General features: G+C 45.5%; 19 protein-coding genes. 4 read left to right on the top strand and 15 right to left on the bottom strand.

The annotated features are described in order from the left end of the window. Window positions 1–45: 45 nt before the first annotated feature. The 14 genes from tldD to MHM99_RS11550 all read right to left on the bottom strand — a co-directional run bounded on the left by tldD (window position 46) and on the right by MHM99_RS11550 (window position 15,978). On the bottom strand, window positions 46–1,488 hold the full coding sequence (gene tldD / locus MHM99_RS11485; protein ID WP_061439090.1) for a metalloprotease TldD: 1,443 nt from the start codon (window positions 1,486–1,488) through the stop codon (window positions 46–48). Next, a complete protein-coding gene (locus MHM99_RS11490) occupies window positions 1,481–2,299 on the bottom strand; it encodes a carbon-nitrogen hydrolase family protein (RefSeq protein WP_187447103.1) in 819 nt (272 codons plus the stop codon). The genes tldD and MHM99_RS11490 overlap by 8 nt, the downstream gene beginning before the upstream one ends. Continuing rightward, window positions 2,292–6,287 carry a YhdP family protein gene (locus MHM99_RS11495; protein ID WP_239219397.1) on the bottom strand — a complete coding sequence of 1,332 codons (3,996 nt, stop codon included), beginning with the start codon at window positions 6,285–6,287 and terminating at the stop codon, window positions 2,292–2,294. The genes MHM99_RS11490 and MHM99_RS11495 overlap by 8 nt, the downstream gene beginning before the upstream one ends. A 26-nt stretch (window positions 6,288–6,313) precedes the next feature. Further along, window positions 6,314–7,780 carry a ribonuclease G gene (rng, locus tag MHM99_RS11500; protein ID WP_014947913.1) on the bottom strand — a complete coding sequence of 489 codons (1,467 nt, stop codon included), beginning with the start codon at window positions 7,778–7,780 and terminating at the stop codon, window positions 6,314–6,316. Continuing rightward, window positions 7,777–8,367: a Maf family protein gene (locus tag MHM99_RS11505; protein ID WP_039236916.1), complete on the bottom strand. Its 591-nt coding sequence runs from the start codon at window positions 8,365–8,367 to the stop codon at window positions 7,777–7,779. The genes rng and MHM99_RS11505 overlap by 4 nt, the downstream gene beginning before the upstream one ends. Before the next feature lie 36 nt (window positions 8,368–8,403). Beyond that, window positions 8,404–8,880, bottom strand: a complete 477-nt coding sequence (gene mreD, locus MHM99_RS11510; protein WP_061093985.1) for a rod shape-determining protein MreD — start codon at window positions 8,878–8,880, stop codon at window positions 8,404–8,406. Beyond that, window positions 8,873–9,775: a rod shape-determining protein MreC gene (gene mreC / locus MHM99_RS11515; RefSeq protein WP_049588415.1), complete on the bottom strand. Its 903-nt coding sequence runs from the start codon at window positions 9,773–9,775 to the stop codon at window positions 8,873–8,875. Before mreC ends, mreD begins: the two co-directional genes overlap by 8 nt. A 37-nt stretch (window positions 9,776–9,812) precedes the next feature. Then, window positions 9,813–10,856 (bottom strand): rod shape-determining protein, encoded by a 1,044-nt coding sequence (locus MHM99_RS11520; protein WP_014947909.1) that lies wholly within the window; start codon window positions 10,854–10,856, stop codon window positions 9,813–9,815. 356 nt (window positions 10,857–11,212) lie between these two features. Next, window positions 11,213–11,356: a DUF6701 domain-containing protein gene (locus MHM99_RS11525; protein WP_239219399.1), complete on the bottom strand. Its 144-nt coding sequence runs from the start codon at window positions 11,354–11,356 to the stop codon at window positions 11,213–11,215. A gap of 10 nt (window positions 11,357–11,366) precedes the next feature. Continuing rightward, window positions 11,367–11,783 carry a hypothetical protein gene (locus MHM99_RS11530; protein WP_239219401.1) on the bottom strand — a complete coding sequence of 139 codons (417 nt, stop codon included), beginning with the start codon at window positions 11,781–11,783 and terminating at the stop codon, window positions 11,367–11,369. 251 nt (window positions 11,784–12,034) lie between these two features. Beyond that, entirely contained in the window at window positions 12,035–12,538 is a 504-nt protein-coding gene (locus MHM99_RS11535) for a hypothetical protein (RefSeq protein ID WP_156085764.1), read from the bottom strand. 136 nt (window positions 12,539–12,674) lie between these two features. Beyond that, on the bottom strand, window positions 12,675–13,259 hold the full coding sequence (locus MHM99_RS11540) for a phosphoglycerate mutase family protein (protein ID WP_171336934.1): 585 nt from the start codon (window positions 13,257–13,259) through the stop codon (window positions 12,675–12,677). 108 nt (window positions 13,260–13,367) lie between these two features. Continuing rightward, window positions 13,368–14,915: a glycerol-3-phosphate dehydrogenase gene (gene glpD / locus MHM99_RS11545; RefSeq protein ID WP_239219403.1), complete on the bottom strand. Its 1,548-nt coding sequence runs from the start codon at window positions 14,913–14,915 to the stop codon at window positions 13,368–13,370. 304 nt (window positions 14,916–15,219) lie between these two features. Beyond that, complete coding sequence (locus MHM99_RS11550; protein WP_239219405.1) at window positions 15,220–15,978, bottom strand: DeoR/GlpR family transcriptional regulator; 759 nt, start codon at window positions 15,976–15,978, stop codon at window positions 15,220–15,222. A gap of 160 nt (window positions 15,979–16,138) precedes the next feature. Here MHM99_RS11550 and glpK point away from each other — a divergent pair, with 160 nt between their 5' ends. From glpK to MHM99_RS11570, 4 genes are all read left to right on the top strand, one after another. Continuing rightward, the gene (glpK, locus tag MHM99_RS11555; RefSeq protein ID WP_239219406.1) at window positions 16,139–17,623 is read left to right on the top strand and encodes a glycerol kinase GlpK; all 1,485 of its coding nucleotides are present in this window, start codon (window positions 16,139–16,141) and stop codon (window positions 17,621–17,623) included. Between the two features lie 305 nt (window positions 17,624–17,928). Next, on the top strand, window positions 17,929–20,673 hold the full coding sequence (locus MHM99_RS11560) for a TonB-dependent receptor (protein ID WP_014947886.1): 2,745 nt from the start codon (window positions 17,929–17,931) through the stop codon (window positions 20,671–20,673). 66 nt (window positions 20,674–20,739) lie between these two features. Continuing rightward, a complete protein-coding gene (locus tag MHM99_RS11565) occupies window positions 20,740–22,194 on the top strand; it encodes an SLC5 family protein (protein ID WP_039217377.1) in 1,455 nt (484 codons plus the stop codon). 309 nt (window positions 22,195–22,503) lie between these two features. Then, complete coding sequence (locus MHM99_RS11570; RefSeq protein ID WP_239219411.1) at window positions 22,504–24,633, top strand: alpha-galactosidase; 2,130 nt, start codon at window positions 22,504–22,506, stop codon at window positions 24,631–24,633. Window positions 24,634–24,711: 78 nt separating this feature from the next. Here the strand turns inward: MHM99_RS11570 and MHM99_RS11575 are convergent, their stop codons facing one another. Continuing rightward, window positions 24,712–25,998: a dienelactone hydrolase family protein gene (locus MHM99_RS11575; RefSeq protein WP_239219412.1), complete on the bottom strand. Its 1,287-nt coding sequence runs from the start codon at window positions 25,996–25,998 to the stop codon at window positions 24,712–24,714. Between the last annotated feature and the right edge of the window lie 114 nt (window positions 25,999–26,112).

The raw sequence follows: 26,112 nt of genomic DNA on the forward strand, positions 1-26,112 counted from the left end.
GGCCCAACCTTTTTTTAATTTTCCAGTTTACGGATTTGAGCTAAATTAAGCCGTACCACCCACCGTCAACTCGTCAATTTTAAGCGTAGGCTGACCTACACCCACCGGTACGCTTTGACCGTCTTTACCACATACACCCACGCCTTTATCTAGGGCAGTGTCATTTCCAATCATTGAGATTTTTTGCATAACCTCTGGGCCGTTACCAATTAATGTTGCCCCTTTTACTGGCGCGGTAATTTTACCATTTTCAATTAAATACGCTTCAGCGCTAGAAAACACGAATTTACCAGACGTAATGTCTACCTGTCCGCCAGCGAAGTTCGGCGCATAAATACCTTTGTCGATAGACGCGATAATTTCCTGCGGATCGTGTTGGCCTTCCAACATATAAGTATTCGTCATGCGGGGCATAGGCAAATGCGCATAAGATTCACGACGACCGTTACCGGTAGGTGCAACGCCCATAAGCTTGGCGTTGTGTTTATCCTGCATATAGCCTTTCAAGATACCATCTTCAATAAGCACGTTATGCGCAGTAGGTGTACCTTCATCGTCTACCGACAACGAGCCACGACGGTCGTTTAACGTGCCGTCATCAACAACCGTTACGCCTTTGGCAGCTACGCGCTGACCAATGCGACCACTAAATGTTGATGCACCCTTACGGTTAAAGTCACCCTCAAGGCCGTGCCCTACTGCTTCATGAAGTAATACACCAGGCCAACCGTTACCTAATACTACAGGCATAGCGCCTGCCGGTGACGCCACAGCCTGCATGTTAACCCGCGCCATGTGAAGGGCATCTTCTGCCAATGTTTCATAATATGGTTTACCATTCTCGTCTTGCTTAAAGAACGAGTAGGCATAACGACCACCGGCCCCCGCTGAGCCACGCTCACGTCTATCGCCTTGTTCTAGCAATACCGAACAGTTTAAACGCACCAGCGGGCGAATATCAGTAGCTAAAGTACCGTCACTGCCAGCAACTAAAATCTCTTCATACACACCGCTTAAGCTCACCACCACCTGATTGGCAGACGGCTCTTGTTTGCGGATATAGGCATCTACTGCTTTTAAAAGCGAAATTTTCTCAGCGTCTTGCATCGCAAGAATAGGGTTATTTTCGCTGTATCGCGCTTGCACTGGTTTTTGTCCAAGCGAAGCTATTTGTTGTGAACCGCCGCTTGGCGCAATGCCGCGAGCCGCTATACACGCTTTGGTCAACGCTTCTTCGCTTATTTCATCTGAATAAGCGAACCCTGTTTTCTCGCCGCTAATTGCACGCACGCCTACGCCGCGCTCTATGTTATAGCTGCCTTCTTTAATAATGCCGTCTTCCAACACCCAGCTTTCGTGCTGGCTTGACTGAAAATATAAATCGGCATAGTCGGTATCGTGACGATGAATAGTCGCTAAAGCACGCTCTAACTTAGAGATATCTAGCCCTGAGTCAGATAATAAATGACGCTCAACAGATTTAGACAAAGTGACTCCTGAATCGGTTATGTTCGGCAACCGGCATATTCTGTTTAATGGTTTCTCTTTCTGCAATATCTACTTTTGCCGAAACTAACCCTACGTCGGTTTTGCGTTCGGCAAGGGTCTCCCCCCAAGGCGACAGTACAAGACTGTGACCGTATGTTTCACGGCCATTTGCATGCACACCACTTTGATTTGCAGCTACCACAAAGCACTGCTTTTCAATGGCTCTGGCTTGCAACAACGCATGCCAATGCGCTTCTCCGGTGCGCTGGGTAAAGGCCGCTGGCAACACCAAAATATCGATATCGCCCATTGCAGTAAATAACCCTGGAAAGCGTACATCATAGCACACCGCAAGACCAATGTTGCCTATTGGCGTTTCAACAGTAACCACCTTGCTGCCCGCTTCGGTTGTCGCCGATTCACGATAACTGCCCGTGTTGTCGTTAACTGATACATCGAACATGTGAATTTTTCGGTAGTCTGCCAACACATCACCATTGGGGCCAAACAGCATGCAGGCTGCGGAAAACTTCTCTGGGCTATTGGTTTTCACTGGAAACGTACCCGAAACCAGATAGCACTGATATTGTGCAGCAAGCGCTGACAAACGTCGCTGAATTACGCCTTCGCCCTTTGTTTCTGCCACAGCAAGTTGGCCTTTGTCTTTACCGCCGAAATAAGCAAAACACTCTGGAAGCACAACTAAACTGTTTTTCTCAATCTTTGCCGATGCCATTTCGTTTGCAACGGTGTCGAGATTTTCTTCCACGCTTGGCGCAGATGTCATTTGTAATGCAACTAAATTAACCATCGATCACCTCCATTTTAAGCCTGCGTACGTCATCTTCCGTTAATGGCCTGTCTTGCGGGTTGGCCGGTACAGGCGCATTTTGCGCAGGTAAGCTGATGTCTTTGCTGTTGCGCTCAACTTCGTCAAACTTAGGATCTTTTATGGTGCCTGTAACGCGATAGTTCACATTCGAAATAACTTTCGCAGAGGTTAGCACCTGGTCTATGGCAAGAGCAGCGAGTGCAGTAGGCGGCGTAGCCAAGAAATACACTAAAAACGGTAAGTTCCCGGTTACGTTCGGTGCGAACGATACGTTGTAATTTAATCCACCAGTGTTGAGGTCGGTGAAGCCTGTGATCTCTATTTCACCAGCGCCGCCGTCAATTTCAGTATCGTCGGTATACGCTTTGCCATTAACAATACTTAACGTACCGCCCATATCGTCGTAGAAAAAACCCTTAGCAAAAACGTCTCGAAAGTCGAGGCTGAGCTTTCGCACTAACGAGTTCAAGCTAAACAGGGTAAAGATACGTGACCCCTTATCACTCAACTCAGTTAGATACCCATCTGACAGCGACCACTCAACATTACCGTTTAGCTGTTCAAACCCGAAATCCATCGGCGCATTTGGCCAGTTGATATCAAACGCGACGTTTGCGCTAGAATCTTTTATACCTGATTCAACACCGTACTCTTTTAGCATCTGCCCAACGTCGGGAGACGTTAATGTTCCGTTTAACGCGCTTTGAATCTCGCCTCCGATGTGCTTCCAATAACCCGTTGCGGTAACGTTAGTTTCATCAGATTTCACTAGAAGCTGACGAATGGCTAAACCATTCTCTTCCTTCGCGATGTCTAAGGTAATTTCACCTAAATCGATGCCATGCACGCCACAGGACTGACAATAAAAATAAATGGGCGGTAGCGTATTTGGGTCAATATTGTAGGGCGACTCGCCTTCCTCATTTGGCATAGCACTATTGGTAGCTAACTCAACGCCGCTCTCTGAGTCGGCTTTTGTCGTCCCCCCGGCTTCAACAGGTTTCTCTAGTGATAAATAGTCGGCATTTATCTCAATGCCCTGCTCGTCTAAATCACTATTAATACGAATAGTGGCTCTTGCCTGAGGCGACGCTAAGTCTAGGATCCAATCTTTATTGCGTTCTGTTGCACTGAGCTGCGCATCTTTAATACTGTGGCCAGCAAAATTTAGCTTGTCGGCTTTGGCGAATATCCGCGAGGGAGTACCAAACAAATTCGCTTTTTTGCTTTCGTTTGATTGGATACTCGAGTGGGCATTTGCTTTTGCAACGGCGGTGCTGGTGTCTTTCCCTTTACCGGAAAGTAACATATTAATAGTAGTAAACCATTCTTGCACATCAGCTTGAGCTAGATTCGCGCTGATACTAAAACCTGTACCAATGTTGGCTATATCGCTTTCGCCAAGTGCCAAGTGCGCACGTGAAAACTGCATTTCTTTGTGCGGTAGTACGCCATCAAAACGAATGTTATCACCAAGTGACGCCTCCACATTTGATGCTTTGCTATCGCCTTTACTGGTAATAAGCAGCGGTAGACTGCTGCCCGCTGGCGTATCGAAGGGAGCAGGCAATACACTTTGTGTCGCCGTTAAATCTGCAGTTAAATTGGCAGTATAGTTAAACCCACTGTTTGAAAGCGACAGTTGAACTGTAGTGTTCCAATCACTTTCGCCGTCGATGTATTCGGTGAGGTCTGTATTCACATAGTTAGCGAGCGGATGTACATGCCATCGTCCACCTAACTCTACATTTAGGTCGTACGTGTCGCCCTGCCTACCGGATAGCGACAAGTTCACCGGCTGTTTAAGAAACTGCGCCTGAAGCCCACTTGCGTCTATATCGCCATTAACAAATGACACCTCTCCCGATGCCTTATCAAATAGCATATTTGTGGTCGCAACAAAAACGGGGTTATTCAACAAGTGCGCCGTTCCCGATGCCACCACATCTTTGCCTTTAAACGGAATATCAAGCTTTATGTCGGCAGTTAGAGGCCCGCCAATTTGCACGTCTTCGTTAAGTACTTTGCCTAAAGACTTTTTAAGGGACGAATCCATCATTAACGCGGTTAGCGCGTCCCCAGTGCCAGTACCATTGGCATAAATAATCAGGCGAGCATCTGGACTAAAGCTTGGAATGGCAGCCGACATATCACTGATTTTCATCCCAGCAAGCGTCGCACTAGGGCTCTCCATCACTAATGCATTATTCACAAAATACAAAGATAGGTCTAAGTTATTAACTGCCGGCCAGTCTGGCGCAAAAAGAAAATCCCCCTGCTCAATATCGACATACGCCTGAAAAATGCCCGTGTTGTCGTCAAACGGGAAGTCACTCGTGCGACCGTGCCACAGCACGCGCGCATTTACGATTTCACCTTCTCCTGTAAACGCACGAGTAAGGTATTTATCGGTATTGGCCCCCATTAAAGAAGGGGGAAATAAACTGCTCACCTCATTTAGCGCCAATGGGCTTACATCCACATAAAGCGACATAAACCCTGTCGACGTATTCAGTTTAAACTGCGGGCGAAGAGTAACGGCATCACTATCGAACAGCATATCGCTGCCTTTTACTACCCACTGCTTGTCTTCGCTATCTATCTGCTCTGGGTAAATATAAAACTGAGATTTAAACAGGTTTATATTGACGTCTTTCTTAATTACGCCGTTGGCACTAAGTAAGCTATCCGCACTTTCCAAGTAGATAGCGCCATTATTTTTATACCAGAAAAAGTCTGCGTCTAGCGACGAAAGGCCTGGTACCTTATCTGTTTTGTCCCACTGCAAATCTAGCACTTTAGCAGCTAAAGAAGGCTGACCGTTGTGCCATTGAATCTGCAACGTGGCCAACTCGCCTTTTGGATTAAGCCCGCGTATTTCTTCTTCACTGGTATCATCCATGAAAAGCGGCAACAGCAGCAGAAAGGGGTTAATTTGAACCGGCTTTACGGTGTTTATCAGCGCATCACCATTTGCACTTATACTGCCAATTAGGTCTGTTGTAAGGGTCTCGTTGCTCGAATTAAGCACCAATTGATCCACTCGGACATTCCAGCCTCCCTGTCTGTTCTCATCGTTAGGCAACGCTTGAAGACTACCTCCGCTGATACCTGTTACCGTTTTCGCGCGGCCACTGCCCCACTCTAAAAGGCTTTCACTAAGCTCGGCTTGTACGCTAGTGACTTCACTTTGAGAAAAGTTAGTCCATACTTCAAAGTTTGCGCGGCTTTGCGCTAGTGGACGCTTGGTTTTGATGAGATCGCTAACCCACGGAGAAATATCGAGCTCTTCTGCTTTGGCGTAAAACACGCCGTCAAAGTCTTCCCGCGTGCCCGTGATATCAATGATAAACGACGCCGAGTTAGCCGCTAAATCTGCAACCTTGAGCTGACCTAAACCTTGGTGTCGCTCTTCATGGTTGTTCCACGATAAACTTTCAATATCAAATGAATTGGTTTCATTAAGGTGAGTGACAGATACCACCCCGTCTTCTAACGAGAAGCTTTGAAGCTGCTCTAAAAACAGACGCTCTAGTGCATTTACTACAGGGAAGTTATTCTTATCGCCTCCAGAAAGGCGATCGGCGTCAATATCAAGCTTAAGACCACGCAGCTCAAAACGGGTAGATGAGATAAGTTGGTGGCGTAGCGATTCCCAAAAATCTAGCTCGACGTAGATTTGCCTGATATCCAATGCAACAGGGGAAGCATCGTTTTTAGCCAACGACACCGAATTGAGCACAATACTTGGACCATTGCGCTGCCAAACAGCATGCACACTTTGGATGGATAGGTTTACGCCATACTGCTCATTAATATAATTTTCCAACAGGTGTTTGTTGTGCTCAATATGCGGCAGAGCATAGCGTGCAGCGCTTAAAACAAGCGCGAAAAGTACAAGCAATACGGCGAGTAGCAGCCAAAACTTCTTAAGTAGATAAGCGGCTAACGACGAAAAATTTGTCACATTTTGCCTTTGTATACGTTAATGCATTACATCATGACGACGTCGTACTTATCCTGATTGTACAATGTTTCTGTTTGAACCTTGATTTGTTTAGACACAAATACTTCTAGTTCTGCCAACATATGAGACTCTTCACCCATTAAGGCTTCCGCCACTTTTGGTGAAGCGTAAACCACAAACTTGTCTGCGTCGTAGGCGCGATTCACCCGTACAATTTCACGCATAATTTCAAAGCAAATGGTTTCAATGGTTTTTACCGTGCCTCGCCCTTTACACACCGGGCATTCTCCGCACAATATATGCTCAATGCTTTCACGGGTGCGTTTACGGGTCATTTCAATTAGCCCTAGCGCAGTAAAACCGTGAATATTTATCTTGGCTCTGTCCTTGTTCGTCGCCACCTCTAGTGAGTGTAAGACACGTCGTTTGTGGTCTGGTTCAATCATATCGATGAAGTCGATAAGGATCATCCCACCCAAGTTGCGCAATCTTAACTGACGGGCAATTGCCTGCGTCGCCTCAATATTGGTGTTAAAAATCGTTTCTTCTAAGTTCCGGTGGCCAACAAATGCGCCCGTATTAATATCGATTGTGGTCATCGCTTCGGTCTGGTCAATGATCAAGTAGCCGCCAGATTTTAAATCGACACGGCGTTCCAAGGCTCGCTGCGCCTCATTTTCCACATCGTATAAATCAAAAATAGGTCTATCACCCGGGTAGTATTCGAGCTTGCCGTTCATTTCAGGCACATACTCTTTGGTGAACTGGTGAAGTTCATTGAATGATAGTTTCGAGTCGATACGAATTCTGTCGAGCTCTGTACCAACAAAGTCGCGTAGCACTCGTCGTGCTAGCGGTAAGTCTTCGTAAAGCACGTTCGACTTACGCTTTTTCATACGCGACTGAATTTTATCCCACAGCCTTCGCAAAAATGCTGCGTCGGACTGCAGTTCGTTTTTGCCCACGCCTTCCGCCGCAGTACGCAGAATGAAGCCACCGTTTTCATCACAAAACTCTTGCACCAGCGACTTTAAGCGCTCTCTTTCTGCTTCTTCTTCAATGCGTTGAGATACGCCTACGTGAGTTACCGAAGGCATAAATACAAGATAACGGCTGGGGATAGTAATGTCTGTGGTAAGGCGTGCGCCTTTGGTACCGATAGGATCTTTCACTACCTGAACCACAATATCTTGACCGTCTCGCACCAACTCGCGAATGTCTTGCTTTTGAATATGGCTTGCCGAGACTTCTTCAGCAATTTCATTGTGAATGACAATGTCAGATGCATGTAAGAAGGCGGCCTTTTCTAAACCGATATCAACAAATGCTGCCTGCATTCCCGGTAATACACGGCTAACTTTACCGCGATAGATATTGCCAACCAAACCGCGTTTGGTATGACGCTCTACGTGAATTTCTTGCAGTATTCCGTTTTCAATAAGCGCCACCCGTGACTCTGACGGGGTAACGTTAATAAGCAGTTCAGCACTCACGACACAACTCCAAATGCATTAAGTAATTGGCGGGTTTCGTACAGTGGTAGGCCTATTACGGCACTTGCACTGCCGTTAATGGAAACTACAAACTCACCACCAATACCTTGAATAGCGTAACTCCCTGCTTTGTCGGCAGGTTCTCCTGTTTCCCAGTATGCGTCAATTTGCTCATCCGTCAATGCTGCAAAAGTCACAGATGTGGTAATTACTTGAGTCTGTTGCTGAGCGTTATCAAGCACACAAATAGCGGTAAGGACGTCATGAGTTTTACCAGAAAGCATAGTGAGGATGCGCTTAGAATCTGCTTTATCTTCTGGCTTGCCAACACTTTGTCCGTTAAACGATATTAGGGTGTCGCTGGCCAGAATAACCTTGTCGTCGGTCATTGCCTGCTGATCCTCAAGGTATGCTTTCACCGCTTGGGCTTTTTCACTGGCTAGCCTTGCGACAAGCTCCATCGGTGGCTCGTTGTCACGGGGCGACTCGTCAATATCGGCAGGCTGTATTGTATGGGCTATGTTCATTTGTTTGAGCAAAGCGGTGCGTCGTGGAGAGGCTGACGCTAACACTACCGATTTTGTCATTGGCTTACCTTTGGTTTAATCGAGAACGTGTTCGGGTTACGAAATTGAAAACTGTCTGCGCGTGCGTCGAAGCAGCCAAAATACCCACGGCCACAACACCATTGACGTTATCACCGGCCACAGGTAATCGACTTGGAAATAAATATCAGTCAGTAGATGCTGCACCCAAAATGTAAGTAAGTGGTATAGCGCCGATAGTAGACCGATAATAATGGCTTGCTGCCAAACGGAGTAATTTCTTAGTCTTTGGTAATTAGCCGCTAATATATAAACACAAATACTTAAGCCGAAACTATGAATGCCCAAGGTTGTGCCTACAAGCACATCCATAGCAACACCAGTTAAAAACGCCACGCCCACATTCACTCTGTGGGGCAGTGCCATGCTCCAATATGCTAATACAACCAGTACCCAGTCAGGGCGGTACACATCTACTTGAGTGGGCAGCGGAACAATTTGCAGTACCAGAGCAACTAACAAACTAATCCATATAACGAGGTTACGTTTACGCATCTGAAGATTCTTCCTCGTTTACAGCTGGCTTATCAGTGTCGTCAGTAGAGTTAGCATCAGACTCACTCTCTGACTCAGGCGTGTGCCATAACAGCAATAGGTGTCGAAGCCTGTCTAGGTTTGCTAAAGGTGTGACAATAACACGAGCAAAAGGGCGGCTTTCATCTCGGACGACTTGTGAAACTCTTGCCACAGGGTAACCTTCTGGAAAGACCTTTCCTAAGCCAGACGAAATTAATGTGTCACCTTCTTGAATATCGACACTGTGAGGAACATGCTCTAGATACAGCTCGTTTAGCGCGCCGCTTCCGGTTGCGATAAAGCGAATATCGTTTCGAAGAGATCGCACAGGAATAGCGTGGGTAACGTCGGCAATCAGCAATACACGGCTGTTTGTAGACCCAACTTCCATTACCTGACCCACTATGCCCTTATCATCAATGACTGGCTGAGACAGATATACGCCGTCTATTGCCCCCTTGTTGATAACCACCTGCTGGCTGTACGGATTTTTATCCACCGCCATTAACTCAGCAACCATTCTTCGAGAAGAAACCCGAATAGGGGCCTGCAGTAACTCTCGTAATTGCGCGTTTTCTTTTGCAATTACATCGAACCGCTGGAGCTTTTCGCTCATTAGCAACAGCTGATTATTAAGTTTCTGGTTTTCGGACAGCAATTGTTCTTGAGACGTAAGACGCTGGGCACTTTCATTTAGCATTAAACCGGGAAGGTTTGCTAAATACTGAAGTGGGCTCATTAATGAGTTTAGATAAACCCGCGTTGATTTGAAACCGTCTAGCTTATGGTCGACAAATATCAGAACCACCGACAGCACAAGCGCCAGTGTAAGCCTGTTATTTAACGAAGGGCCGCGGGTAAAAATAGTATCCATGATACAAATAAGGCAACCTTACGGTTGCCTTTCCTGTTTATTCGTAGCTAAACAGGTCGCCACCGTGAAGGTCAATCATATCGAATGCCTTACCACCGCCGCGTGCTACACAAGTAAGCGGATCATCAGCAATAACAACTGGAATGCCCGTTTCTTCCATTAGCAATCTATCTAAGTCTTTGAGTAGCGCGCCACCACCGGTAAGTACCATACCGCGCTCAGAAATGTCTGAAGCAAGCTCTGGCGGAGACTGTTCAAGCGCCACCATAACTGCTGAAACAATGCCGGTTAGTGGTTCTTGAAGCGCTTCAAGAATTTCGTTTGAGTTTAGCGTAAACCCGCGAGGTACGCCTTCTGCTAGGTTGCGACCGCGTACTTCAATTTCGCGCACTTCTTCACCTGGGTAGGCAGCACCTATTTCATGCTTGATACGTTCGGCTGTCGCTTCACCTATAAGTGAACCGAAGTTACGACGAATATAGTTGATAATAGCTTCATCAAACTTGTCACCACCAATGCGAACAGATGATGAATAAACTACGCCGTTAAGTGAGATAATGGCAACTTCTGTTGTACCACCACCAATATCGACCACCATTGAACCTGTTGCTTCTGATACAGGTAAACCCGCACCAATAGCAGCCGCCATTGGCTCGTCGATAAGATAAACTTCGCGGGCACCTGCACCCAATGCAGATTCTTTAATTGCGCGGCGCTCTACTTGTGTTGAACCACAAGGAACACACACTAATACACGAGGACTTGGGCGCAAGAAATTATTGTCATGCACTTGTTTAATAAAGTGCTGAAGCATTTTTTCAGTGACGTAAAAGTCGGCAATAACACCGTCTTTCATCGGACGAATTGCACGTATATTACCCGGCGTACGACCAAGCATTCGCTTAGCTTCTGCACCTACTGCTGCAACACTTTTTGGTCCTGCTGCGCGCTCTTGACGAATAGCTACTACTGAAGGCTCGTTTAGAACAATACCTTGGTCTTTTACATAAATCAGCGTATTAGCTGTTCCGAGGTCGATGGACAGATCGTTAGAGAACATGCCTCGAAGCTTTTTAAACATGAAGAGTGTATTCCTGTTTCTGTGTTAACGCGTATTTGCAAAGGTGAGATGGCGACGCTTTAACGTGAAGTCGATATTTATTCGCACACTTTAACAATGGGGGCTATTTTGGGCAAGTAATGCTGTAATTAAGTGACGAAATAACTGCATTTTTGCTTCGTAGTTTTAGCGCTTTACCCATGAAGGGATACCACACACGCGTTTCCAAATAATTTTAAAATTAGACCCACATAGTGACCCTGTGAAAATTAGAAGGTTCAAAAAATAATTTGCTAATAATTTACATCTCTTTATGTTGGCGCCACTACGTTGTGCTACGCAACCAGCATTTCGGTCAAGCGGGATAACCTTCTTTGCTAATTATTGATTTGCTCGCGCTTGTAAATGATATTGTCGTTTCCTCGATACACACCATACGTAAGCGTTGCGTTTGGAGGGTTATCAGCTTCGCCATCTCCATCCCAATCCCAGAGCAACCATGTATCAGGGGTATAGGGCACAGGATAATTACTAGCCCCGTTTGGTATGGATATGTGTAAGCTGCTTGTCTTTCTTTTTTGCCATGCTCGCTGCGACGGCAGCAAGTGAGGACCTTTCGGCAGCGAATACATTTATCTTTTGGCCGCCACTCCGACTTTTAACCGGGTAGTCGACATAGTCTAAAACCATGTTGCTGGAGTCATAGGGAACCAGCTCTCCGAGAGTCCACGGTAACGCTGTTGTAATATCCTCTTCTGCCATTTCTGGCTTATCAACCTGTACCATGTGGTACATATGCTGTGAAAGCACTATAGAAACATTACAGGTCGACTTAGCAAACGGGCTTAACGCCGCCGATAGCTGTTGCTTGAGAGGCTGATGCTGATCATAGGGAATTGAAGAAACAGAATTAAGTGAAACAGCGTCGCCACTGCGCTCTATAGCCACAATGTGTAGCTCAGAAGCACAGACCGATACGCCTACAGTGACGCTAGTTTTTTTTACTTTTCGAAGAAAATAAGCGTGAAAGCATATATCTACTTAATTCGTTAATGCCGAGTATTATCTTATAATCAACAATACCTTATGGCGCCAATAAGTAACATGGCATTAACTCAAAAGTAGACTAATTATCTAAATAGAACAAATGCCTATATAAGCATAGGCCTATATTGTGCACCCTCGTTTATGTGGCCAGTTTAATCGCTTAAATTTGTTACTGTTCCGTTTGCAGGAAAATAGTCGAAATACGCGCCGCTACTTAAGCTGAAGCGACACCAATAGTTGTCTTCGTTCTCTTCAAGTTCAGCATAGTAGTCGGCATGGATCTTAAAGCCGTCCACGCGCAGTGGTGTCGCCACTAGCGACGTCCATATTTTTTCACACCCTTCACTAGAAAGCTCAGCGGTCGGCCATCCGTTGTGATTCATTCGCACCGGAGTACGGTTCGTTTCTTTGCCCGACTCATTGTAGTGAATCAGCATTATCATAGTAGTGGGTTGGCGGACTCGCCATTGCCAGTGAGACGAGACGACGTGACGCTTAAACGTATCTAGGTTTAGTGCAAAGGCGATTGTTGTGGTGTCTTTCTCGTCGGTATGAAGAAAGTTGATAGTAACGCCAAGGGTAATTGCAAAAATAGCTGAAATAGCCGCCTTAAAAACATTAGACGTGGAAGGTTTCTTTTTGTTGGTTTTATTCATTGTCGATTCCCCATGCCTTTGTTCAAGTCGTTAGCGCTTGTTAGGCATTGTTCTATTTTATCGACATTTTGAAGAAAAAATGAAGTAGGTATAAATAAACCTTAAGAATTTCTGGTTAAAAAACGAAGACTCAGCATTATGGCAACGGCTTGTGCAATATCGTAATTCCCCAAAAATCACCGTCTTTTTGCTTTAATTGCCAGCCATTTTTTATGAGTGTTTTTCGGGTGTAATAGTTAGTCATACCATGCCCGAATAGCACTATCCGCTCGTGTTTCTCACACAGTTTTTCAATACGCTCGGAAACAAGATTAACCCTTTGCTTGGCAGCTTTGAAACTTTCAAATCGACCTTTAAATCCTATGAACCATAATGCACGGCTTAAGACGACCCAGTGCCAACTGCGCAAGGTGAACGGAAGTTTGTAGTAAGGAATATCCATTTCTTTAAGATAGGGCAACTCTTCATCAATTTGAGTCGCGCCGTAATAAGCCGCAGACAATTTAGCCCTTAGTAACGGGCTAACCACAATGTAGCTGTCGTCGATATGGGTCTTCTGCTTTGGGTGACTTGTTGGATCGAGTATCGATTTATCATAGTTACGCACCCACTGAGCATATTGAGCTGAGTTTACTTTGTCATTATGCGCCGAGAGAGGCTTACCGTGTCTAATAAGTACGACTTCCTTGACGGAAGTATTGTTTATCACGTCCATGTTCATTTTAAGTCGTCTACTTTATCCTGTTGGGCTAGCTAATCAATGGCGATTGAGCCACCTTATCGCTTTTCAAGCAAAGATGGCTCCTTCTAATACGTACCTTTTCACGGGTTAGGCGCTTGCCAATACAGCATCCACAGACTCATCCGATTGAACTGCGCCAGAAACTTTCATTGAGATATAAGAAGACAGCGCTTCCTGTTGGGCTTTGTCCAAGCGTAATCCATGTTTTGTTCTGCGCCAAATCACGTCTTCTAGACAACAAGCCCACTCGCACTCTATAAGGTAATCAACTTCTGCCTGATACATACCAGCCCCGAAATGAATCCCCATAGCATCTACTGACGCTTTACCTTTAAGAAACTTATAACATAGTAAGCCATACTGTCTTGCGTAGCGTTCAGCGATAGCGTTGTCCAGCCAAGAAAACTCGGAAGTTAGTTGAGCAACTAGCGATTCTTGACTCTCAAATGCACCACCTGGTAGCGGTACTTCTTTGGTCCACGCTTTTTTCGCTTTCGGGAAACATGAGACAAGTTTATCTACCGCGTGCTCTGAGAGCTTTCGATAGGTTGTAATTTTGCCGCCGAAGATATTAAGTAATACGGGCTTTCCAGCTTCACCCTTAAGCTCTACTTTATAGTCCCGAGTAAGTTCTTGTGCTGACGCGTTTTTCTCTTCTAAGAGTGGGCGCACGCCACTGTAAGTATGGACTATATCTTCGCGTGTTATCTTGGACTTGAAGTAGTTGTTTACGACTTCAATTAGGTAATCAGTCTCTTCGTTTGAAATTGCAGCGTCAGACGGATTACCTTTAAAGTCTTCGTCTGTTGTGCCCACAAGTGAGAAATCACCTTCGTAAGGGATCACGAATACAATACGCCCGTCTTTATTTTGCAGAATGTACGCTTCATCAGAGTTATATAGCTTGGGAACGACAAAGTGGCTTCCCTTTACCATGCGCATCGCATTGGGGTTGTGAATATTTACCAAGCGATCTAGAAACGATACTGCCCACGGTCCAGCCGCATTAACAATTGACCTGGCCTTGACTGCAAACGTTTTCCCTTGAGACGTTTTAAGCTCCACATTCCACAAATTATCTAACTTTTCAGCTTTAACGCATTCAGTACGCGTATATATCTTCGCCCCCTGGTCTTGGGCAGCTAGCGCATTTAGTACCACTAAGCGTGCGTCATCTACCCAACCATCTGAGTATTCAAAACACGTTGAAATATCGCTAACCAGCGGGCTTTCACTGGTGGTCGTTAGCTTACGTGAGCGCGGTAACATATTGCGCTTAGCCAGCGAGTCATAGAGGAATAAACCAATTCGTATCATCCACGCAGGGCGTAAATGCTTTTGGTGAGGCAAACGAAAACGTAGCGGCCACATGATGTGAGGCGCTTTCTTCAACAACACTTCACGTTCTGCCAGCGCTTTTTTCACTAGGCGAAATTCATAATGTTCTAAATACCTAAGTCCACCATGAATTAATTTGCTGCTAGAAGAAGACGTTGCGCCTGCGAGGTCACCTTTCTCGCACAAAGCAACCGAAAGCCCGCGTCCCGCAGCGTCAAGCGCGACGCCTACGCCGTTAACACCGCCGCCAACGACTAAAACGTCGACTGTCTGTTCAGTTTGATTGCTTTGACTCATACATTGCCTCTAGTGGTATTTATATGGATATCCTCATATGGTTGTCTATTTGACAAGCAAAAAGAAAACATGTCAACACAAAACGAACATTTACGAACATTAAAGAAAGTTAAAATTCGTAGTTAAAAGGAATGAACAAATCCAATCGCAACAATATTTGACTGATTTACATTGAAAAATACGTGGTGTGTAAGAGCGCTTGCGGCAACAGTGCGTAATGTTTAAAGAAGGCTGCCAAAAAGTAGAATGCGAGCAAAACCGAGAACAGGTTTAAAAGTAGTGGAAAACTATAGCAAATAGATGGTCACGCTTTGACAAAGGTGATGTTATTTTCTTCGATTATCTTGCTTATGCTGGGCGGCGGGGCTTTATCACAAACTAAGCAATCAACCTGTGAAATGTGCCCCTGCTCCACCATTGCGCGGCGTTCAAACTTACTGTAGTCCGCAGCTAATATAACGTGTTGAGTATGCTCCAAAATGGCTTGGGACACTTTCACTTCTCTGAAATCAAAGTCAAGTAGTGCACCGTCCGAACTAATACCACTGATACCGATTATGCCGTAATCCATGCGGAACTGGCTTATAAAATCGCAGGTTGCCTCGCCAATGATTCCGCCATCGCGATAGCGAACTTCACCGGCAGCAATTATGACGGAGAAATCCTCTTTAGCCGAAAGAATGGTAGCAACGTGAATATTGTTGGTTACCACGTGAAGGTTTTTGTGGTTGAGCAACTTAGTTGCGATCATTTCCGTCGTCGTACCGATATTAATGAACAACGATGCGCCGTCGGGGATCATCGCAGCCACTGCTTCAGCAATTTTCTCTTTGACTTCGCTGTTTTGGGTTTTCCTTTCCTGATATGGCGTGTTTTCCCAACTTCTGTTAAGGCCAGCACCACCATGATAGCGGCTAACCACACCATTTTCAGCAAGCTGGTTAAGGTCTCGGCGGATTGTTTGCGGCGTAACTTCGCAAGCACTGACCAAGTCATCAATAGACATAAAACCATGTAGCTTTATAAGCCCAACAATTTTTTCGTGTCTTTGGGTTTGATTCATCGTGAGTCCTCAGAATTAGAAAATTACATCAATTATACGTGCTTAACTTCAATGTTCCCATAACAAAACGAAACGCCAATGTTCGTTTTCGAAAATATAGCATTGTTAATCCTGTGTAAATGATGCAAACTCTATTAAAACTATCTTCAGGAGTGACCTTATGGGACAACATATCCTTGCCATTGACCAAGGTACAACAAGCTCTCGCAGCATCATTTTTTCTCCAAAGGGCAGTATAGACGCTATTGCACAGCAGGAATTCTCTCAAAAATATCCGAAAGATGGCTGGGTTGAGCATGATCCAGAGGAGATTTGGGAAAGCGTTGTCTCTACCCTCAAAGATGTTTTCAAGAAATGTTCATTAACACCATCAGATATCGCAGCCGTTGGTATCACTAACCAGCGCGAAACAACCTTAGTGTGGAATAAAAACACTGGCGAGCCTGTCTACCCTGCTATCGTTTGGCAAGACAGACGCACAGCCCAGCTTTGTCGTGATTTAAGCGAAGACGAAGAGCTCGTTTCACACATTACTGAATCGACAGGGCTTCTATTAGACCCTTATTTCTCTGCCACAAAAGTAGCTTGGATATTAGACAATGTAGAAGGTGCAAGACAGCAAGCCGAGGACGGAGAGCTGTTGTTTGGAACCGTAGACACGTTCCTTATATGGCGCTTAACGGGTGGTGAGTCACACAAAACTGATGCCACCAATGCCTCGCGTACAATGCTGTTCGACATCAATAATCAATGCTGGGATGAGAAATTACTTAATAAATTCAATATCCCACGCTCAATGCTACCCGAGGTGATGGACTGTGCGGCTGACTTTGGTGTAACGAAAGAAGATATCATAGGTAGAGTTATTCCTATCCAAGGCGTAGCAGGCGACCAGCAAGCAGCATTAGTTGGCCAAGCGTGCTTCGAAAAAGGCATGGCCAAGAGCACCTACGGTACCGGTTGTTTTATGATATTGAACACTGGTGACGCCCCTTTGCAATCGAAAAACCGATTACTCACCACCGTTGGGTATCGTTTAAACGGCAAAACGACTTATGCGCTTGAAGGCAGTATTTTTATGGCCGGCGCAACCGTTCAATGGCTCAGAGATGGCCTGAAGCTTATCGACGATGCCGCCGAATCGGAGGCACTTGCACAGCGAGCAAGACAAGATAACGGCGTGTTCCTTGTCCCGGCATTTACTGGTTTAGGCGCACCTTATTGGGATCCAGATGCCCGTGGCGCAATTTTAGGTTTAACCCGCGACACAGGCATTAGCGAAATCGTTGCAGCGGGACTTCAGTCTGTTTGCTATCAGACTAAGGACCTGCAAAAAGCAATGGAAAGCGATGGCGCTCGCCCCACAACTATTCGTGTAGATGGCGGTATGTCGCGTAATGATTGGGTTATGGGCTTTCTTTCAGACATATTGGGCGCTGAAGTAGAGCGCCCTGAGATTACGGAAACCACCGCTCTTGGTGCTGCCTTCTTAGCAGGATTACAGGCTGGTGTCTTCAATTCAATCGACGATTTAACCCATTGTTGGAAGAGTGATAGCGTTTTTACTCCAAGATTGACCAAGCAAGAACGTGATCAAGCCTATGATGGTTGGAAAGCCGCCGTCGACCGTATCCGCTGCAGCTAATTTTCCTTTATTTTTCTGATTGTTAATAAAGTGCGGCTATAGGCCGCACTTTTTTTATACAAAAAAATTTTTTATAACATTGTAATTACATTGTCATTTTGTGCTAGTATTGGATCCAAGGTAAACGTTTCACCTTTTACCTTAAATCAGAAACGCTATATTTTTCATAAAGTTACAAATAATAATCACGAAAATATAACGTTAAATGTGTAAAAGTATTGTTAATAAGCTTGATCCGCACATACTAAAAACGTAATTTAAGTGCAAAGTACGTTAAAACGTAGCCTACTCACGGAGAAAACACAGTGACACATAAAATTAACACATCACAGTTAGGCCCTATCGCGAAACGCTCACTTTTAGGTGTTGCTATCGCCTCTGCCCTACACGCCCCTATTTCACTGGCACAGGAAGCAACTACTGCTACTGATAAAGAAGTGGAAGTTATCGAAGTTAAAGGTTTTACCAGCTCTCTGAAAGCATCAATGCTAGATAAGAAAGCATCTGATGTTGTTTACGACGGTATTACGGCTGAAGACCTAGGTAAATTTCCAGACCAAAACGTAGCTGAATCACTACAAAGAATTACTGGTGTTGCCATTGATCGTTCAGGTGGTGAAGGTCAATTTATTACTGTGCGTGGTTTCGGCCCAGATTTTAACACCGTACTTGTTAACGGCCGCCAAATTGCTACAGAAAACCAAGGTCGTGCTTTTAGTTTCGATACGCTTCCAGCTGAACTTATTAGCGGTGCAAAAGTTTACAAGAGCCCTCTCGCTTCTATGCAAGAAGGTGGTATCGGTTCAACCGTAGAAATCACAACTGCTCGCCCATTCGCATTTGACGGCTTCAAGGCCGTTGCAAGTGTAAAAGGCATGTACGAAGACATTTCTGAAGAAACAACGCCACAAATGTCGGGCTTAATTACCAATACCTTTATGGATGGTAAACTAGGTGTGTTAGCTGCTGCATCATTCCAACAGCGTAAGCTACAAACAAACATGCTAGAAACGCGCTACTGGCGTCCTGAAGTAAGCCTAACCAATCGTTCTGAGCTAGATAACCCTGATTACGCTGACAATGCTCAGTTCAACGGTGTGTACATTCCGCAGAACTTTGACCAAATCGTTGATTTAGTCGATCGTGAAAGAACATCTGGTAACCTTGTTGTTCAGTATGCTCCTAACGATGACATGACGCTTACTTTAGATGGTCTTTACTCTAAATTTGAAGTTGACTCAGACGCACACAGTGTTGGCCACTGGTTCTCTGATAGCAACCTCGACAACATGTCTTTCACTGACAACGGTAGCCTATCAGGTGTAACAAGCACCGTTGTAGACGGTGTTGGTGGTGCGACTGACTTTATTCGCCGCCGCTACGGCCGAGATGTTGAAATCCAGGCTTTCGGTGCAAACTTTGAGTGGTTAGTAAACGACAACTTAACAGCAAACATTGATATCTCAACTTCAACTGCCGAAGACAGCAGTGGCGGTGACAACTTCTTCACTGTTGTGGGTTATAACAACGAATACAGTGTAGATTTCACAGGTGCTACTCCATCATTGACTGTTGCCGGTGGTGATGCCGCTTTACAAACACCGTCACTAGGTCGTATGCACTACAATGAGCGCAACGGTTTTGACACGGAAGATACCATCAGTGAGTACCGTGCAGACTTCTCTTGGGTACCTGATTCAGACAATGCGTTCTACAAAGCAGATTTCGGTATCTATTTCCAAGATCGTGAAAAATCTAATACTCGCTTGTTCGCTTCTGGTTGTGACATTTATTGCGGCTACACATTCGATCTTCCTGACGAGCTTCTAAGTGTATTTACTGCACAAAACTACTTCGGCGGTGTGCCTAATCAGTGGCTAACTTATGACCCTGAAGCGTTCTTTGACTACGCAACATCTGATGCAGCAGTACAGCAAATTGCAGACGCTACAGGTGAATCGTTTGACGACGTTCGCGCAGCGATTGATGCAACAAATATCGGCAACCCACAGCCAAGCAATGACTCATTCGTAGTGAGCGAAGAAGTATTAAGTGCGTACGCACAATTCTACTTCACTACTGAAATCTCAGAGATGCCACTTGATGTGAATTTTGGCTTCCGCTACAGCGAAACTGACACTTCAGTAGACGGGACAAGTCAGATTGTAAGAGATCTTCAGCCAATCCCTAACGATCCGTCAGACCTTAATGTAGTTTATGAAACAGAAGTAGGTGCGCCGGTTAACGAGAAAAACAGCTACTCTTCGCTGCTTCCTAACTTAAACGTTAAGCTACAGTTAACAGACGATTTATATCTACGTTATGCGTTTTCTGAAACGCTAACGCGTCCAATGATGGATGACTTAGTGCCTGTATTTAATGTTACTGTGAGCCGTCCGGGTAACTTGCAAGCACAAGCGGGTAACACTGAACTTAAGCCATATAAAGCCACCAGCTGGGATGTATCTTTAGAATGGTACTACGACGATACTAGCTACTTCTCAGCTGCAGCCTTTAACAAAGAAGTGGAAGACTTCATTGCAGGTGATGTTGCTGATGAGTCTCTTTTCTTAGAAAGTGGCGAGTATGTATTTAGCGTTCTGCGCCCTCGTAACGGCGATACGCTTGAAGTTGAAGGTTTAGAGCTTGCTTGGTTGCACACGCTTGAAAGCGGCTTCGGTATCCAAGCTAATGCTACTATCGTTAACTCAGATGCAGAATTTAGCCTTCCAGGTTTAGGTAACTCACAAAACATTACATTGTTCTACGAAAAAGATGCGTTCCAAGCGCGTGTTGCACTGAACAATCGTGAAACCTTTATGCAAGAAGCGGTAAGTACTCTTGGTGGTACTGAGCCTCGTTTCACTGAGACTTACACCCAAGTTGATATGAGTGTAAGTTACGATGTAACTGAGTCTCTTACGGTATTCTTCGAAGGCATTAACATTACTGACGAAGAGCTAACGCGTCGCGGTCGCTTATCAGAACATTTCGTTCAACAAGTTGCTGACGGTGCTCGTTACGCTGTTGGTGTTCGTGCTAGCTTCTAATAACAACTAGTCTATCAAGGGGGCGCTGTTGCCCCCTTTTGTCTTTATTCTGCTGAGGAGTTTTTCGTGTCAGGCAGCTTAACCCAACTTGTCGTTTTTATTTTCATCACCGCACTTATCGGGCTTCTTACCTATTTAAAGTGTCGCGGTCATGGGCATAGTAAAGCCAACGAAAACAAAGAATATTTCTTAGCTGGCGGCGGACTAACATGGATATACGTCGCGGGCTCAATAACGTTAACTAATTTAAGTACCGATCAACTTGTAGGGATGAACGGTAACCAAATGGCACTGCTTGCGTGGTGGGAATTTGCCGCGGTGGCGGGCCTAATCATTCTCGCGCGAGTTTTTCTTCCCGTTTATTATCATTATCAGTGCACCACAACCACCGAATTGCTGGAAATGCGCTATAACAACAAGCATATAAGAGCACTAATAGGCCTTCTTTTCTTCCTAGGTAGCAGCCTTATTTTCATGCCTGCCGTAATCTACACCGGCTCGCTTTTCATGATTAACATGTTCAATGTAGACATTCCACTTATGTATGTTGCGACCGCTTTTGCATTGATTGGTGCCTTCTACGCTATCTTTGGTGGGCTTCGCGCGGTTGCAGTTTCGGATACCTATTCTGGCGTATTGCTTTTGACTATGGCGATTGTTGTTGTCGTTCTTGCACTATTCGCAATCGATTTTGATTTCTCGGGCATACCTGCCGAACGCTTAACCCTAATTGGCGATAATGATTCGCCTCTACCATGGCACACGTTATTAACCGGTATGGTGTTTATCCAGACTTTCTACTGGAGTACGAATCAGGTAATCACTCAGCGCGCCATGGCTGCACCTAATTTAAAAGAAGCACAGAAAGGCGTATACGCAGCGGCGATCATCCGCTTTATCGTTGTTCCTACCATTATCGTAGTTCCAGGTATCATTTCGTATAAGCTGTACGGCGATATCAACGATGCCGCTTACGGTACGTTGGTAGGTGATGTTTTACCTAGCTGGCTATCAGGTGTATTTGCAGCGGCCCTCGCTGCCGCAGTACTCACTACTTACAACAGTAACCTCAACTCTGCGACTGCACTTTATGTCTGCGATATACACGAGGCGTATTTTCAGAAGAAGCCAAACGTTGCACGCTTAAGCGGCTTTGTGACCGCGGCGCTTACTATTGTGTCGCTAGTTATGGTTCCTGTGTACGCGCAAGCAGAAAGCATCATCAACTTGCTTCAACAACTTTTCGGGTTGTTAAGTATGCCTATTCTTTCCATCTTTATTGTTGGATTACTATTTAATAACGTAAACGCCAACGCGGGAATAGCGGCAGTTGTCTTTGGTGTGGGTCTATACGCTTTCTTTAGCTTTGTACACGCTCCTTTCGGCCTGCACTACATTCACCTGATGTTGGTCACATTGGTTTGCTGTATTGCCCTCGCCCTTGTCTTAAATCGGGTTGTATTTAAGCAAAAGGCAGAATGGCGTGGTCGTTTGATAGAGAGCGAAGAAGCACACGGCTAATAAGGTCAGCCATATATTGGCTGGTTCAGATAACTAGGATTACTACGGCTGTGGCGGAACAAAAGTACGGTTTGTTCCGCACTTTTGTTCCGCCACACGCTGTGAAGTAGATGAAAGCAGAGAGGAGACTCTGTTAGCGTGATTGAAACAGATTTAATCACTCGACGACCGTGCAAGAAAGCAGGTATTAAGCTCGATAAACCGTTGTAAAACCATAAAACCGTACGGATGTTCCTTCTGTACTTTTCAGTCATCTTTTCTTTTAACAACATGCGCTATAAACATCTAGGCATGTAAAATGAGGTTTTTATGTCGTCACTCACATCATTCGTTCGTTTGTCGAACGAGAAAGCCACATTAATATTCGACTGCCAGGGTCGTATGCCCAAAGTCATTTACTATGGTGCGCCATTAAGTGACAGTACAACACCAGAAATGCTGAGCGTTTTAAACACCCGTCAAGAAGCCAAATGCGCTCCTGTAATTGAACCGCCGATTACGTTGGTACCGACTCACGGTGACGGCTGGACGGGTCGGCCAGGTCTTGAAGTGTCGGGCGATGCCGACCAGTGGTCAGCAGGCTTTAGCCTGACCGAAATAAATGAAGATGCACAGTCTGTTGCTTTCGTAAGCGAAGACGCTCGCCGCGGTATGCGTCTTGTCACAACTGTTGAGCTCGATAACAAAACGAGCGTAGTAAAATACGTTTCTCGTCTCGAAAACAGTGGCGAAACACCGCTCAATTTAGGCTATTTGAATGCCGCTAGCCTGCCCTTGCCTACTTCCGTAAGCAAAATTAAAACATTTGAAGGCCGCTGGTCAGCAGAGTTTCAAACCAAAGATCACGATCTCTTCTTTGGAAGTTATGTACGTGAAAATCGCCGAGGCAAAACATCTCACGACACCTTCCCTGGTCTGATTGCATTCCCTCAAGGCACGGGTGAACTTAACGGTGAGTGCTATGGCTATCACCTTGGCGCTTCTGCAAACCACAAGCTTCGCGCCGAGCTTATGGCTGATGGCAGAAGCTATGTGCAGTTTGGTGAGTTATTATTTCCAGGTGAAGTGGTACTTAACGCTGGCGAAAGCTATACATCCCCCGTGCTTTACACAGGCTATGGCTGTGAAGGTTTCTCTTCGCTATCACAACAGTTCCATAACTTTATTCGCAGCAACGTGCTAAACCACAGTGCTGAGTCGAAGCCTCGCCCAGTGCACTACAACACATGGGAAGGAATTTATTTCGATCATAACGAAGACGAACTTAAAGCCTTAGCCGATAAAGTTGCACCACTGGGCATTGAGCGCTTTGTGTTAGATGATGGTTGGTTTAAAGGGCGCAGAAACGACAAGGCAGGGCTTGGCGACTGGTTTGTTGATGAAGCTATCTATCCTGAAGGACTAGACGGGCTAATTGACCATGTTACTGGCCTTGGCATGGAATTCGGTATTTGGTTTGAGCCAGAGATGGTAAACCCTGACAGCGACCTTTACCGCGCACATCCAGAGTGGGCGCTGCAAACCGAGAATAACCCTCACGTTCCTTTCAGAAATCAGTACGTATTGGATTTAACCAACCCTGAAGTGGTTGAGTACCTTTATAAAGTGATTACTGATGTACTGAAGACGTACCCCAAAATCAGCTACATCAAATGGGACATGAACCGCGACGTAAACCACCCTGGCAACCTTCACGGTAAACCTGCGATGCATGGTCAAATGGCTGCGCTTTACAGCTTAATAGACCGCGTTAAGGCAGCGAAGCCAGGCATTGAGATAGAAAGCTGTTGTTCAGGCGGCGGCCGTGTAGATTTAGGTATTTTGCCACACACAGATCGTTTCTGGACGTCGGATTCTAACGACGCACTAGACCGTTTGTATATTCAGCGTGGTTGTTCTTATTTCTTCCCGTCTGAAGTAATGGGCGCACACGTTGGCCCGCGCGACTGCCATATAACGGGTAGACACTTACCTATTGAGATTCGTTCGGCAGTAGCCTTGTTTGGCCATATGGGTATAGAGATGGACCCACGTGAACTTACTGACCACGAGCAAAGCGTACTTACCGACGCTATTTCACTTTACAAAAAGTATCGTCATATCACCCACGGCGGCGACCTTTTCCGCATGGACGATGACGGCATGAACGTAAAATTTGGTTATGTGTCTAAAGACAAGCAAGAAGGTATTTTTGCATATAACAGCGTTATGGAAACTGTTCGCACTACGCCAAACCGCTTCTACTTTGCAGGTCTTGATGCTAACAAACAATACACCATTGAGCGTGTTTGGCCTGAAAAGCTAAAAGAATACACCCCGTCTATTTTGCAACAAACTGAAGGGCAAGTATTCTCTGGCGAAGTATTAATGAAATACGGTATGCAGCTGCCGGTGCTCTTCCCACAAACTGCATTGATTTATACCGTTAAAGCGGTATAGAGCTAAAGGCTCGACTCGAAAGCTAGAAGCTAAAGCGAGCTAAGCGGTGTTACGCCGCTGCTCGCTTTTTTGTGGTGCTTACTTGCTTTGCATCTCCAAGCCTAACGCCCAGCGATCGTCAAACCCTTTCCAAGGCTCTGGCTTTTTGCCATCTACGGGTACTTGGGCACTACTGCCACTCACGTTCAGGTATTCACAATCATCTTTTAAACCTTTCACATGGCAGTTCATAAGCGCAAGCGCAAAATGCTCGTTAATGGCATTAAGCTTTTGCACTTCCCATGCCGGCTCAATGTAACTTCCCAAATCAAATTCACTGCCATAAGCTTCTTTAGGTGCAGGGTGAGGTGCAACATTGTGGCGTGCATTCTTAATGGTCAATAACTTAGATTCTTTACTGCCGGTATTATCGAATAACCACTTTATACCGTTGTAGCCAGAAATATCGTCGTTGTCCCCAGCAACATAAAGAACAGGAATTTTAATATTGTTTAGCGATTGAACATCAAATAGCTGATGTTGCCCACCCCATGGCGCCAGTGCTAGCGCCGCTTTCCAGGCTGGTAATGCTTCTTCGCTACTGGCCTTGCCACCTGCGCAGGTGTTAAGCGCTTCTTTAATTAACGCCGCCGTTTTAGGATCTTGTGTACCAGTGAAGGTTGCAGCGGTTTGGTCGTTAAAAGCATAGCATCCTCCTACCGTGCTAACTGCGCCGTAGCCCCCCATTGAATAGCCAATCACTCCCGCTTTGCTTGCATCCACACTCTCTTTAAAAAAGGTATTTTCGCTGATGCTGTTCAATGCAAGAACTTGGTCTCGTGAACGATTTAATAACGTACTTGGAAAACCTGAATACGGATTTTCTGCAAAATTAACATCTTTGTTTGTGGAATCTGTGTGGTCGATTGCCGCTACTACATAACCGTGAGACGCGAGGTGTTCGCCTAAATAAAACATAAGGGTGCGGTAACCGGTATAACCATGAGAGATAACTATTACCGGAAAATCAGTGTCAGCAGCGGCTATAGGCGCATCACGGCTTGCATCAGCTTGTACCTCAAACACCTGACCACTTCTTGTTTCATTAATGTACGTGGCCTTTTGAGCCGAGCTTGCTGCAGGATACCAAACCTCCAAAGTAAGTGATCGCTCGACTTCATTACCAGCAATGTCTTTTACTTTAGCAGGATAAGCCGCTTCGATTGTCTTTACGCCAACATCATAGTTACCTTTCTCACTTAACGATGGCATTACGTCGGCTGGAAACGGCTTATAAAGAGTTTGAGCAGCTGATACCGAAGGAGATATGGCCGCGGTCGCTGAAACCAGAACAGCACCGCCAAAAAGCAGGGATAACGTTTTCATAATTTGGGGAATTTTCTCGTTATTAACAGGCAAATTTATAATACCTCGTCACGGGTATCACACAAGCCAAACACTATTATTATTGTTGATTAAGAAGAATAAGGGGAGGTAATA

This window comes from Alteromonas sp. MmMcT2-2 (assembly GCF_022348305.1).
In the GTDB taxonomy this organism is placed as follows: Bacteria; Pseudomonadota; Gammaproteobacteria; order Enterobacterales; family Alteromonadaceae; genus Alteromonas; species Alteromonas macleodii.